The following is a 12,574-nucleotide window of genomic DNA, read 5'->3' on the forward strand; positions in this document are numbered from 1 at the left end:
TTGTCGCGTCGCCCTAACGTTGGGCGACGGCGGCTGATTCCAGGAGCCGATCTACTTTGATAAACGACTCGTCCTTAGATTGCAGGATCGCCATGATCTCAGGCTGTGTCTCAAATAGCGGACCGTTCACGGCGTGGCCAAGCTTGAGCAGGTGATCACCATCATAAATATTGCTTTTGAGCAGCAGGTCGAGGTTGTCAGCGATATCGTTCAGGCGTTCATCGTCTGGTTCTTCAAACGCTGCGTATTCCTCATCAATCCAATAAACCCATCCCAGGCGCGCTTGAACTTGCGCGGCTGCCTCGGGAAGGTTGAACGCCGCTTTGTCACCAAGCCAAGTCGATTCCTCGTTGGCTTTCCAGGCCAACCATGGACCGCGCTGCTGACCGAAATGTATCGGCGCAGGGCAGTAGACGGCGCTCCAGCAACCCAGCAACTGGTCGAAGGTTTTCCCAGCTGTATAAGTCAGCGCTGCCCACAGACTCGGTTTGTGAAAGCTCAACAAGCTCTGCCCGCCGGAACCGTCATTGGCTCGGAGCAACCAGCGCGCATGAGCCAATGCTTGTTCAGGATCAGGTGTTGAGATCGCAATTCCCGAAAAGCGTTCCTCACAAAGTTTTGCCGCTACGTTTGCCACTTTGCTGCCCTTGGGGGCCACTAGCCACAGGGGGCCATCAGGAATCTCTGCGAAGTCAGTGCCGAAAAACAGCCCTTGGGAAACCACCGGTCCGCCTACTCGGTAGAGTTGACTCAAGGCTTCTGGCTGGAGTCCCTGGTCAATGATGAAGCAAAGCGATTCGCTCGCAGTCGGCAGGTCCGAGAAGTTGTAGCGAGGCTCTGCCAGCAGAGCGCTCAGCGCTTTTACATGCATGTGCAATCCTTACGGCTGCAAGCGCCGTTACTCTGTTTTCCGCACAACGGTGTGATGCCTGATTCATTCAGGCGGGCGGGGAGTGGTGCTTTACCAGCCTTATCCGCATCCGCTACCTTCATCGGTCCCGGCAGCAATGGTGCCGCAGGCGTCCCAACCCCAGGCGAGCCGCCGGTATTGATCTTCACCTCCGCACCGCTGATGGTCACGCCACCCGCATCGACCTTGACGAAACTCCCGCCAGCCTTGGCCGTGAGCTCCATTGCGCCTTCGACCACAACCTTCTGGCCGGCGTAGTAATGGATTTCTGACCCAGCCTCGACGAACTGCGCAGTCCCCACCTTCAGATGCTGCGTCACACCCACCGTCAGGTGATCATCCGCACGCATCTCGCTAATCCGATCCAGATGCGTAATCCGGTGCTCTTCAACCTTGAACTCGCTCAGCGTATTGGCTTCAACGGTGTCATGCCGTTCATTGCCGACGCGGATTTTCTGGTCGTGCTCGATGTTCTCGTCCCAATCGCGCTGGGCGTGGATGTAGATCTGCTCGGCGCCTTTCTTGTCTTCGATGCGGAATTCGTTGTAGCCCTTGCCGCCCGGTGAACTCAGGGTCTTGAAGGTGCTGCGGGTCTTGTTGGCCGGCAGGTCGTAGGGGACGACGTTTTCCTTGTGGTACAGGCAACCGGTGACCAGCGGCTGGTCGGGATCGCCTTCGAGGAAGGTGACGAGGACTTCCATGCCGATGCGCGGGATGGCGATGCCGCCGTACGCGGCGCCGGCCCAGCCGCTGGCGACGCGCATCCAGCAGGTGGTTTTGTCATTGGACTGACCGTCGCGGTCCCAGTGGAATTGCACCTTGATGCGGCCGTACTGGTCGCAGTGGATTTCTTCGCCTGCGGGGCCGGTGACGACGGCGGTCTGGCTGCCGAGGACTTTTGGTTTCGGGTGTTCAAGGGCAGGGCGGTAGTGCGCGTCCCACGGGGTGGCGAGGAAGCTGTTGCGGTAGCCCTGGTGGAAATCGCTTTTGTGGTCGGTGACGTCGCTGGTGACGTTTTCGCCGAGGACTTGCGGTTGTTTGCCTTCGTGGAAAACTTCCAGCAGCAGCCACAGTTCATTCCACTCGGCGCGCGGGTGTTCAGCGAGCGTGAGGAAATGGCCGCTGGTGAGGGTCGGTTCGTCACCTTTGCCTTCGGCGAGTTTGTAGTCGCTGCGATGGCGTTCGAGGGCGCGGGTGGAAAGGAACTTGCCGCGCTCGCGGGTGGTGAAGCGGCCGGGGTAGTCGTAGTCTTCGAGGTCCGGAGCAAAGGTGCTTTTCGCCGTGCCTTCGGGGAGGATCTGCGGTTTTTCGAAGTCGTAGTCGCGGCGGCTGACGCGGGTGGTGCGGGTTTCCAGGCGCAGGTTGAAGCGTTTGATCACCGGTTTGTCGGCGGCCATGCCGGAGTCTTGCTGGTAGCTCACCGGTTTCAGCTTGCGGAACACGGTCTGGTCGTCGCCGAACACCAGTTTGTGGCCGCTGCTGCTGTGCTGGAAGTGGAAGTGAATGCCTTCTTCTTCGCACAGGCGCTGGATGAAATGCAGGTCGGATTCGTCGTACTGCACGCAGTAGTCGCGTTCCGGGTATTCAGCGTTGAGCTGGAAGCTGTAGGCGTCGGCAAGAATGCCGCGATCCTCCAGCACCTGGGCGATGATCTTCGGCACGGTCAGTTGCTGGAAAATCTGCTGATCGTGGTTGTGCCGCAGGTAGGCCAGTTGTGGCACCAGGCTGAGGCTGTAACGGGTCAGGGTCTTGCCGGAGTCGCCTTGCTCGATGCGATAGACCAGACCGTGGATCTTGCCTTCGCCGGTTGGGCCGAAAGTCAGGACGCCGGGCTTGTGCAACAGCTCTTCGAGCTTGAGGTCCGGGCGGGCGCTGACGAGTTCGAGGTCGAAACGGAACGGTTGGTTGAGGGCTTCGCGACCGGTGAAGCTGAGGACTTGCAGGTCGGCGTTGGCGCCTTCAAGCGTGAGGGTGATGTGGGTTGCGTTGGCGTCCAGCATGCCTTGAATTCCGTCCGTTGAAAAAGCAGGTGACGGATGATGGAGGATTCAGCGGCCTCGTTCAAGGCACAAAAGCCGTAGGTCTGGCAGGTTTGCGGTATAGGGAAAACCCTTAGATGAGGTGTTTGGCCCAATGAAACCGGGCGTTTTCTGCGAATTGGCACTCACTGCTGGCAACTTTTCCCACGACCCTGCGTTGAAGAATCCTCAGTCAGATTCAGACTAAAGTCGCCTGTAGCCCATCAAAGCCATCTGCCATCATTGCCGCTCACCCCTGCGTGTTCACTTTCTCCTGGTTCAATCTGACCCGGGACGGGAGCTATTTTTCTGGCTTGTTGCGCACTTGCGCAAACGCTGCATTGTTGGAGTTTTTCATGCGTCCCCCATTTCCCCTCATCACCCCGCGCCAGTCGTTTGGCTTCGGAGCCTTTGTGCTGTGCGCAGGTTTTACCGCACAGGTTCAGGCCAGCGGATTCTTTGAAGACACCACGGCGAAAATCGAATCGCGCACGGTGTACTTCAACCGCGATTTCCGTGATGGGAGCACCTCGAACGATCAGGGCGCGTCCAAGCGTGAAGAGTCGGCACAGGGCTTTATTCTCAACCTGCAATCTGGCTACACCGAGGGCACGGTGGGGTTTGGTCTCGATGCGCTGGGCATGCTCGGCTTTCAACTCGATTCCAGTCCGGACCGCAGCAACAGCGGCTTGCTGCCCTCCAGCGGCAACGACCCGCGCGGCTCGAAAGGCCAGTACGCGAAAATGGGCCTGACCGCTAAGGTCAAGGTCTCGGACACGGTGCTGAAGTACGGCGCGCTGCTGCCGGATCTGCCGTTGCTGAAATACAACGACGGACGTTTGCTGCCGACCATGTTCAATGGCGCCATGCTCACCTCTAAAGAGGTGAAAGACCTGACCTTCATGGTCGCGCGCCTGGACAAGTACACCGCGCGCGATTCCACCGATTCGCAAGACATCCGCGTGCACTGCAAGAACAAGCGCTACGCGTGCAACACCACCGCCGACCATTTCGACATGTACGGCTTCGACTACAAGATCAACGATCGCCTGACCGCGCAGTATCACTACGCCGAACTGGAAGACATCTATCGTCAGCACTTCGTCGGGCTGTTGGGAAATCAGCCGTTAGCTGGGGGTGTACTTAAAGCGGATCTGCGCGTGCTGAAAAGTGCCGACAGCGGTGATGCCAAGGCCGGTTCCATTGATAACCGGGCGTTGAGCGGTATGTTGTCCTATGCGCACAGCGGCCACACGTTCAGTGCCGGTTGGCAGCGCATGAACGGCGACAACTCGATGCCGTACCTCGATGGCAGCAATCCGTATCTGGTCAACTATGTGCAGGTCAATGACTTCGCCGCTGCGCAGGAGCGCTCGTGGCAGTTGCGTTATGACTATGACTTCAAGGCGATTGGCATTAATGGCTTGAGCTTCCTGACTCGTTATGTGAACGGTGATCACATCAAGGTGTTGGGCAGTGATCAGGAAGGCAAGGAGTGGGAACGTGACAGCGAGTTGAAGTATGTGATTCAGACGGGCACGTTCAAGGATGTGAGTCTGCGTTTGAGGAATGCTACGTATCGCACCAACTACGAGAAGTTTGCGCGGGATGTGGATGAGACACGGTTGATTGTGAGTTATAGCTTCTCCGTCCTGTAAAGACCTCCATTGTAGGAGCTGCCGCAGGCTGCGATCTTTTGACGTTGATTGTTAAAAACAAGATCAAAAGATCGCAGCCTTCGGCAGCTCCTACACGGGATCCCGAAACTGTTACAACCAATGCCAGAACCGGCTCCAGAACCCCCGATTCAAATCCTCCTTGCACCCGGCATATTGCCGCGCATACACGTCCGAGCGGTTCTGCACTTTGCGCGCCGTCGGCATCAGCCAGGCTTTGCTCGCGTAGGTCTTGTTGCGGAAGCCGCCCCAGCCTTCGTGGTAGTTGAGGTACTGGTTATAGGCGTCGTACTTGTACACGCCGTTGATCGAATAGGTCTTGTCCATGTACCAGCCGACAAAGTCGATGGCGTCGTCGAAGTCTTCGCGGTCGGCTCCGCTGCGGCCGGTGCTTTTCTGGTAGTCGGCCCAGACTTCATCCTTGGCTTGCGCGTAACCCGAGGCGGTTGATACGCGGCCCCACGGGATCACCCACAGCAGGTATTTGCGCGGGGTCTTGGCGTCGTAGCGGTAGCCGGATTCCTGATACATGATCGCGAAGGGCACCTGAATCGGCACGCCCCAGCGTTTTTGCGTGACTTGCGCAGCGTCGTACCAGTCGCTTTTCTCGCGGAAGATTTCGCAGATGTCTTCCGGCGAACGGGGCGGCGAGGTGCCGCACCCGCTCAGTAGCGTTGCCAGTGTCAGTAGTCCAAGCGTCTGCCTGTAATTCAAAAGCCGTTATCCCGTCGTGCGCAAAAAGGCCGACAGTCTACGCTCAGCTCAATTGATGACGATAGGGCAGATCCGGGCCGGTCTTGCTGCAGGTCAGCGCGGCGGCTTGCACGGCGAACCTGAGCATGGCGTCGATCTGCTCGCGCGCGAGTTGCTGCACGCCTTCGACCGAATCCAGACCCTGTTCGGTCAACCAGGTGATCAGTGCGGCCTGGAAGGTGTCACCGGCGCCAACGGTGTCGGCGATTTTCACCGAAGCTGCCGGCACTGACCATGTGCCGTGTTGGCGGCTGAACACTGTAGCGCCATCGCCGCCTCGGGTGAGGAAGACGACCTGGCAGCGATGTTCGAGCCAGCCTTCGATCACCCATTGCGGGTCCTGTTCGGGGTAGAGCAGGCTCAAGTCTTCGTCACTGACCTTGATCAGATCGGCCAGTGGCACCAGCGTCGCGATGCGTTCGCGCCACAGATCGATGTTCGGCTCGGGATTGAGGCGTACGTTCGGGTCGAGGGTGATCAGGCGCTTGCCGCTCTCGCGCTGCACCAGCGTCAGCAAGGTATCGCCAATCGGCTGCACCACCAGCGAGAACGAGCCGATATGCAAGCCGCGAACATCCGGCCCCAGCGCCGGCAGATGCGCCAGACTCAACTGCCGGTCCGCGCAGCCTTCACCGCGAAAGCTGTAATGCGGCGAGCCATTGGCACCAACGGCAACCATGGCCAGCGTGGTCGGCGCGGCGAAGTCCACCAGATAGTCCGGGCGCACCCCTTCATCCTGCAGCACTTGCTGCAAGCGGCGGCCAAGGTAGTCGGTGGACAGTCCGCCAAACAGGGCCGAGTCCACACCCAAACGGCGCAAACCGACGGCGACGTTGAACGGCGAGCCGCCGGCAATCGCCTTGAAATTCACTTTCGAGGCCAGTCCGCTGGCGTCGTCTTCGCTGAAGAAATCAAACAGGGCTTCGCCACACACCAAATACATAATTGTTTGCTCTTTATAGGGTTGCGACATGCTGTTGATAGCGTTCATAGGCCTGCTGAAACGCCGCGACGTTGGCGGCAATCGGCAGGGTTTCACTGCTGGAATCGAGTTTCACGCAGCGCTGGCACAGGTCGGCGAGGCTGTCTTCGTGGCCGTTCGACCAGGATTTGCACCACGCCGCTTGAATCGCTGCGCCGAGGGCGGCGGCTTCGCTTTGTTCGGTGCAGATCACCGGGGTGTTCATGATGTCGGCGACGATCTGCCGCCACACCGCGCTTTTCGAACCGCCGCCGATCAGGCAAATGCTGCGGCTTTGTAAACCATTGTGGCGGAGCAAATCCAGCCCGTAACGCAAACCGAATGTGGTGCCTTCGACGGCAGCGCGGCACAGGTTGGCCTGGGTCAGGTTATCCAGCGTCAAACCGTGCAGGCTGCCGGTGGCATGGGGCAGGGCGGGCACCCGTTCACCGTTGAGGAATGGCAGCATGCTCACGCCGTCGGCGCCGATGGGAGCCTGGGCGACGAGGTCGTTGAACTGCTGCAGATCGAGGTCGAACAGCTCGCGAATCGCACCGGTGGCGTTGGTCAGGTTCATGGTGCAGATCAGCGGCAACCATCCACCGCTAGATGAGCAGAACGTCGCGACCGAGGCGTCCGGGCTGACTTTCGGCACCTCGGAATAGGCGTACACCGTGCCGGAGGAGCCGAGGCTCATGGTGATCGCGCCGGGTTGAATATTGCCGGTGCCGATGGCGCCCATCATGTTGTCGCCGCCGCCGCTGGAGACCAGCGCGTTGGGATTGATGCCGAGGTGTTCGGCAATCGCCGGGAGGAGGGTGCCGACAGATTGATGCGCATCGATCAACTCAGGCAGTGCCGCTTGCAGGCGTCCGCTGGCGTCGATGTCGCGCAGCAATTGCAAGTCCCATTGGCGGGTGCGCACGTTGAAATACCCGGTGCCGGAGGCGTCGCCGTATTCGCTGCAGGCGCGGCCGGTGAGCCAGAAGTTCAGATAGTCGTGGGGCAGCAGAATGCGCGCGATGCGTGAGAACACCACGGGGTGTTGTTCTTTGGTCCAGAGCAGTTTCGACACCGTGTAGCCCGGCGCGATGACCACGCCCAAGCGTTCCAGCGAGCCTTTTTCGCCGCCCAGATGAGTCAGCAGACGGTCGTTCTCGGCGCTGGTTTCGGTGTCGCACCAGAGCTTGGCCGGGCGCAGGACTTCGCCCTGGTCATCGAGCAGGACCAGACCGTGTTGCTGGCCGGAGACGCCGATGCCGAGGATCGACTGGCCATCGACATTCGCCGCCAGCAACGCCTGGCGGGTGGCTAGGGTGAAGGCTTCCAGCCATTGTTGGGTGTCTTGTTCGCGGCGGCCGTTGGCGCCGCTGATCATCGTGTGGGCGGCGGCGCCTTGGCCGAGGACTTGACCGCTGATGGCGTCGAGGATGATGGCTTTGGTGCCTTGGGTGCCGCAGTCGATGCCGAGGAACAGTTGTTGTGTTGTCATGTGTGAACCCGTTGGGTTGCGGTGAAGATCAAGAGCTACCCCCTCACCCCAGCCCTCTCCCCCAAGGGGGCGAGGGGGAAGGGAGCCGATCGGGGGCTGTTCAAAACCTGAGTTCGACTCCGGTTCTCTAAATCAGAGGTTGTTCAAATCCTGAGTTCGACTCCGGACTGTCAGGTCGATGTATTCCGAAAGAACCACTCGGTCAGTCCCCTCTCCCTCGGGGAGAGGGCTAGGGTGAGGGGCTTTTCAATCCAGAATCCGCTGCAAAGTCCGCGTCACACCCTCTTCACGCAAGTTGTTGCAGCACCACTCAAACGCCGCCACAAACTCCGCCGAACGCGGTATCGCCGTGCCAAAAATCTCCTCAACCGCCAACAACCGCTGGGTAATTAAAGCATCGTCCGCCACCAACGCCTGACAAAACGTCGCCCGTGGATCCGGGATCGAATAGGTATCACCATTCTCATCCACCCCCTTCAAATACAACGCCCACGCCGCCACCACCAACGCCGCACGCTTGGTCTCCTGTCCATCGGCAATCAACCGGTTGATCGTCGGGATGGTGAACTTGGGAAACTTCGACGAGCCGTCCGAGCACACCCGCTCCAGCTGATCGGCAATTGCCTGATTGGAGAAGCGCGCAACCAGCGTGTCCTTGTAATCCCGCAGATCAATCCCCGGCACCGGCGCCAGTTGCGGGGTCACGTCCAGATCCATGTAGGCGCGCATGTAACGCACGAACAGCGGGTCGTTCATGGTCTCGTGCACAAAGCGATAGCCCTTCAAAAAGCCCAGATACGTCAGCGCCAGATGGCTGCCGTTGAGCAGTTTGATCTTCATTTCTTCATAGGGCGAAACATCGTCGGTGAACTGCACGCCGACCTTCTCCCAAGCCGGGCGACCGTTGACGAATTTGTCCTCCAGCACCCATTGCACAAACGGTTCGCAGACCACCGGCCAGGCATCGTCGACGCCGTGTTTGTCGGCCAGTTGCAAACGGTGCGCGGTGCTGGTCATGGGCGTGATGCGATCGACCATGGCGTTGGGGAAACTGACGTTGGCGTCGATCCAGCTGCACAGATTGCTGTTACGCAGCGTGGCAAACGCCAGCAGCGCCTTGCGCGTCACGGCGCCGTTATGCGGCAGGTTATCGCAGGACATCACGGTAAACGCCGGAATGCCCGCCGCCCGACGTTTTTCCAGGGCCGCACACAAGAAACCGAACACGGTTTTCGGCGCATCTGGGTGGGCCAGATCATGCTGAATCTGCGGCAGGTGCGCCATGAACTCGCCGTTGCTGTCGTCGATGCAGTAACCGCCCTCGGTGATGGTCAGCGAGACGATGCGGATCTGAGGATCGGCGAGTTTATCGATCAACGCCTGAGCGCCGTCCTCGGCCAGCAGCATGTCGCGAATCGCGCCGATCACGCGCACTTCGGTGTCGTCGCTGTCACCCAGTTCGAACAGGGTGAACAGGTAGTCCTGTTCCTTGAGATCGTCGCGGGCACGGCGGTCTTCGGCGCGCAGGCCAACCCCGCAAATCGCCCAGTCAAGGGCTTCGCCGGTGCTCATCAAGGCGTCGGTGTAATACGCCTGATGCGCGCGATGAAAGCCGCCGACGCCGATGTGGGCGATGCCTTGGCGCGTGTCGCTGAGGCTGTACGCCGGTAGTTGCACTTCGGCGGCCAGACGATTGAGATTTTGTTGATTGAGTTTCATCGGGAGTTCTCGAAATCAGGCCGCAGCGCGCAGCGGACGGGTCAGCGCGATACCTTCGGCATCGAATAAATGGCAGTGAGCAGCATCGAGGTGCAGGCTCAGTTGCTCGCCGTAACGGCTGGCCAGATCACCGCGAACGCGCATGGTCAGGGCTTCGCCGGCATTGGTGGTGACGTGGCAGAAAGTGTCGCTACCCAGACGTTCGCTGACGTCGGCGGTGACTTGCAGGCTGCAATCACCAGGTTGCGCCAGTTCCAGATGCTCCGGGCGAATCCCCAGGGTTACGGCGCTGCCGACACTGAGGTTGGCAGCATTGAAGGGCAGGGTGATGCGTGTGCCGGCGTCCAGCGAGACTTCACAGCTCTGGCCGTCGACGCGGGCAATCTTGCCTTTGAGGAAGCCCATTTTCGGCGTGCCGAGGAACCCGGCGACGAAGAGGTTGGCGGGGTTGTGATACAGGTCCAGTGGCGAACCGACCTGTTCGATCTTGCCGCCATTGAGCACCACGACTTTGTCGGCCATGGTCATCGCTTCGACCTGATCGTGGGTCACGTAGATCATCGTCGCTTGCAGGTCTTTGTGCAGGCGCAGCAGCTCCAGACGCATCTGCACGCGCAGCGCGGCGTCGAGGTTGGAGAGAGGTTCGTCGAAGAGGAAGATTTTCGGATTGCGCACGATGGCGCGACCGATCGCCACCCGCTGGCGCTGGCCACCGGAGAGTTGTTTCGGCTTGCGCTCAAGCATCGGCCCGAGTTCGAGAATGCGCGCCGCTTCGCCGACCTTCTTCTCGACTTCGGCTTTCGGTACGCCGGCCAGATCGAGGGCAAACGACATGTTTTTCTTCACGGTCATGTGTGGGTACAGCGCATAGGTCTGGAACACCATCGCCAGATCGCGCTTGGCCGGGCTGACTTCGGTGATGTCGCGGCCATCGAGTTCGATGGTGCCGTCGCTGACCTCTTCCAGGCCCGCGATCAGGCGCAACAGGGTGGATTTGCCGCAGCCCGACGGGCCGACGAAGACCACGAATTCCTTGTCGTTCACTTCTAGATCGATGCCTTTGATGATGGAGAAACCTTCGAAGCCTTTTTGCAGATTCTTGATTTTCAGGTTGGCCATGAGGATGGGCCTCCGCAATTTATTATTGGGTTAAACCAGATCGGCTTTTCTGTGGGAGCGAGCCTGCTCGCGAAGGGGCCGTGTCAGTCGACATCAGGGTTGAATGACACTCCGCTTTCGCGAGCAGGCTCGCTCCCACAGGGAATAGGGTTGGATTCGGGATGTTCATTTCACGGCGCCAAACGAGAGGCCGCGTACCAGTTGTTTCTGGCTGATCCAGCCGAAGATCAGAATCGGCGCACACGCCAGGGTCGAGACCGCCGACAACTTGGCCCAGAACAAGCCTTCCGGACTCGAATACGAGGCGATCAACGCCGTCAGTGGCGCGGCTTTCGACGAGGTCAGGTTCAGCGACCAGAACGCCTCGTTCCAGCACAGGATCAGCGACAGCAGCACGGTCGAAGCGAGGCCACCCTTGGCGATCGGCAGCAGCACGCGAACCATTTCCTGCCACAGCGTGGCGCCGTCGAGGCGGGCGGCTTCGAGGATGTCTTTGGGGATGTCCTTGAAGTAGGTGTAAACCATCCAGACCACGATCGGCAGGTTGATCAGCGTGTAGATCACGATCAGTGCGATGCGCGTATCGAGCAGGCCGAAACTCTTCGCCAGCAGATAGATCGGCATCAGCACGCCCACTGGCGGCAGCATCTTCGTCGAGAGCATCCACAGCAGCGTGCCTTTGGTGCGCTGGGTTTCGTAGAACGCCATCGAGTACGCCGCCGGTACCGCGATCAACAGGCACAGGGCCGTGGCACTGAAGGAAATCACCACCGAGTTCCAGGCGAAACTGAAGTAATCGCTGCGCTCATTGATGTGCAGGTAGTTCTCCAGTGTCGGCGTGAAGATGAACTGCGGCGGCGTGGCGAACGCATCGATTTCGGTTTTGAAACTGGTCATCACCATCCACAAGATCGGGAAGAAAATCACGATCGCGATGGCCCAGGCCAGGGTGCCGAGCAGCAGGCTTTGCAGCCGGCGGGATTGTTGGAGAGTCATGGCAGGCCTCAGGCTTTGTCAGTCAGGTTTTTGCCGATCATCCGCACCAGAATGATCGCGGCGATGTTGGCGATGACCACGGCAATCAAGCCGCCCGCCGAGGCCATGCCGACGTCGAACTGCACCAACGCCTGGTTGTAGATCAGGTAGGCGAGGTTGGTCGAGGCGTAGCCGGGGCCGCCGTTGGTGGTGGTGAAGATCTCGGCGAACACCGACAGCAGGAAGATCGTTTCAATCATCACCACCACGGCAATCGGCCGGGCCAGATGCGGCAGGGTCAGGTGCCAGAAAATCGCGATCGGCCCGGCACCGTCGAGGCGCGCGGCTTCTTTCTGTTCCTGGTCGAGGGACTGCATCGCGGTCATCAGAATCAGGATCGCGAAGGGCAGCCACTGCCACGAAACAATGATGATGATCGACAGCAACGGGTAGTGGGCAAGCCAGTCCACCGGTTGCGCGCCGAACAGCTTCCAGATGTAGGCGAGGATCCCCGAAACCGGATGGAAAATCAGGTTCTTCCAGATCAACGCACCGACCGTGGGCATGATGAAGAACGGCGAAATCAGCATGACTCGCACAATGCCGCGACCAAGGAATTCACTGGCCTCCAGCAATGCGCTGATCAACACGCCCAACACCACACTGATCAGCAACACGCTACCGACCAGCAACAGCGTGTTGGTGGCGCCCGGCATAAAGCCCGAGTCGGTCAGGAAATAGGTGAAGTTCTCCAGCCCGACGAATTCGTTTTCACCGGGGTAGAGCAGGTTGTAGCGGATCATCGAGAAGTAGATGGTCATGCCCAGCGGCACGATCATCCACAGCAGCAACAGGGCAACCGAAGGGCTGACCAGAAACCAGCCGGGATTGCGTACGCGGACCTTGCGCGCAGGTGGCGACAGGTCGAGGTGGGCTTTGGCAGTTGAAGTA

The 12,574-nt window shown here is 59.7% G+C and carries 10 protein-coding genes; 1 reads left to right on the forward strand and 9 read right to left on the reverse strand.

Translation table 11 applies throughout. From position 1 onward, the window contains the following. Positions 1 to 13 precede the first annotated feature (13 nt). Complete coding sequence (locus tag F8N44_RS18700) at positions 14 to 871, reverse strand: DUF4123 domain-containing protein (protein WP_150651330.1); 858 nt, start codon at positions 869 to 871, stop codon at positions 14 to 16. Further along, a complete protein-coding gene (locus tag F8N44_RS18705; protein WP_150651331.1) occupies positions 862 to 2,910 on the reverse strand; it encodes a type VI secretion system tip protein VgrG in 2,049 nt (682 codons plus the stop codon). The genes F8N44_RS18700 and F8N44_RS18705 overlap by 10 nt, the downstream gene beginning before the upstream one ends. Before the next feature lie 374 nt (positions 2,911 to 3,284). Between F8N44_RS18705 and F8N44_RS18710 the strand changes: the two genes are divergently transcribed. Next, a complete protein-coding gene (locus F8N44_RS18710) occupies positions 3,285 to 4,586 on the forward strand; it encodes an OprD family porin (protein WP_150651332.1) in 1,302 nt (433 codons plus the stop codon). Positions 4,587 to 4,697: 111 nt separating this feature from the next. Here the strand turns inward: F8N44_RS18710 and F8N44_RS18720 are convergent, their stop codons facing one another. The 7 genes from F8N44_RS18720 to F8N44_RS18755 form a co-directional block, all read right to left on the reverse strand. Continuing rightward, positions 4,698 to 5,318 (reverse strand): hypothetical protein, encoded by a 621-nt coding sequence (locus F8N44_RS18720; RefSeq protein ID WP_007912129.1) that lies wholly within the window; start codon positions 5,316 to 5,318, stop codon positions 4,698 to 4,700. Positions 5,319 to 5,361: 43 nt separating this feature from the next. Continuing rightward, complete coding sequence (locus tag F8N44_RS18725) at positions 5,362 to 6,300, reverse strand: carbohydrate kinase family protein (RefSeq protein WP_150651333.1); 939 nt, start codon at positions 6,298 to 6,300, stop codon at positions 5,362 to 5,364. Positions 6,301 to 6,313: 13 nt separating this feature from the next. Continuing rightward, positions 6,314 to 7,810 carry a xylulokinase gene (xylB, locus tag F8N44_RS18730; RefSeq protein WP_150651334.1) on the reverse strand — a complete coding sequence of 499 codons (1,497 nt, stop codon included), beginning with the start codon at positions 7,808 to 7,810 and terminating at the stop codon, positions 6,314 to 6,316. A gap of 246 nt (positions 7,811 to 8,056) precedes the next feature. After that, the gene (locus tag F8N44_RS18735; RefSeq protein WP_150651335.1) at positions 8,057 to 9,529 is read right to left on the reverse strand and encodes a mannitol dehydrogenase family protein; all 1,473 of its coding nucleotides are present in this window, start codon (positions 9,527 to 9,529) and stop codon (positions 8,057 to 8,059) included. Positions 9,530 to 9,544: 15 nt separating this feature from the next. Further along, positions 9,545 to 10,648 carry an ABC transporter ATP-binding protein gene (locus F8N44_RS18740; RefSeq protein ID WP_150651336.1) on the reverse strand — a complete coding sequence of 368 codons (1,104 nt, stop codon included), beginning with the start codon at positions 10,646 to 10,648 and terminating at the stop codon, positions 9,545 to 9,547. A 165-nt stretch (positions 10,649 to 10,813) separates the two neighbouring features. Next, the gene (locus F8N44_RS18750; protein ID WP_095120887.1) at positions 10,814 to 11,644 is read right to left on the reverse strand and encodes a carbohydrate ABC transporter permease; all 831 of its coding nucleotides are present in this window, start codon (positions 11,642 to 11,644) and stop codon (positions 10,814 to 10,816) included. Positions 11,645 to 11,652: 8 nt separating this feature from the next. Next, on the reverse strand, positions 11,653 to 12,546 hold the full coding sequence (locus F8N44_RS18755) for a carbohydrate ABC transporter permease (protein ID WP_150651346.1): 894 nt from the start codon (positions 12,544 to 12,546) through the stop codon (positions 11,653 to 11,655). Between the last annotated feature and the right edge of the window lie 28 nt (positions 12,547 to 12,574).

Origin of the sequence: Pseudomonas fluorescens (genome assembly GCF_902497745.1) — a bacterium.
GTDB lineage: Bacteria > Pseudomonadota > Gammaproteobacteria > Pseudomonadales > Pseudomonadaceae > Aquipseudomonas > Aquipseudomonas fluorescens_BM.

Excerpts from the sequence above, each read along its gene's own strand:
- F8N44_RS18725 (WP_150651333.1), bottom strand. The coding sequence starts at position 6,300 with ATGTATTTGGTGTGTGGCGAAGCCCTGTTTGATTTCTTCAGCGAAGAC.
- F8N44_RS18710 (WP_150651332.1), top strand. The coding sequence starts at position 3,285 with ATGCGTCCCCCATTTCCCCTCATCACCCCGCGCCAGTCGTTTGGCTTC.
- F8N44_RS18705 (WP_150651331.1), bottom strand. The coding sequence starts at position 2,910 with ATGCTGGACGCCAACGCAACCCACATCACCCTCACGCTTGAAGGCGCC.
- xylB (WP_150651334.1), bottom strand. The coding sequence starts at position 7,810 with ATGACAACACAACAACTGTTCCTCGGCATCGACTGCGGCACCCAAGGC.
- F8N44_RS18750 (WP_095120887.1), bottom strand. The coding sequence starts at position 11,644 with ATGACTCTCCAACAATCCCGCCGGCTGCAAAGCCTGCTGCTCGGCACC.
- F8N44_RS18700 (WP_150651330.1), bottom strand. The coding sequence starts at position 871 with ATGCATGTAAAAGCGCTGAGCGCTCTGCTGGCAGAGCCTCGCTACAAC.
- F8N44_RS18740 (WP_150651336.1), bottom strand. The coding sequence starts at position 10,648 with ATGGCCAACCTGAAAATCAAGAATCTGCAAAAAGGCTTCGAAGGTTTC.
- F8N44_RS18735 (WP_150651335.1), bottom strand. The coding sequence starts at position 9,529 with ATGAAACTCAATCAACAAAATCTCAATCGTCTGGCCGCCGAAGTGCAA.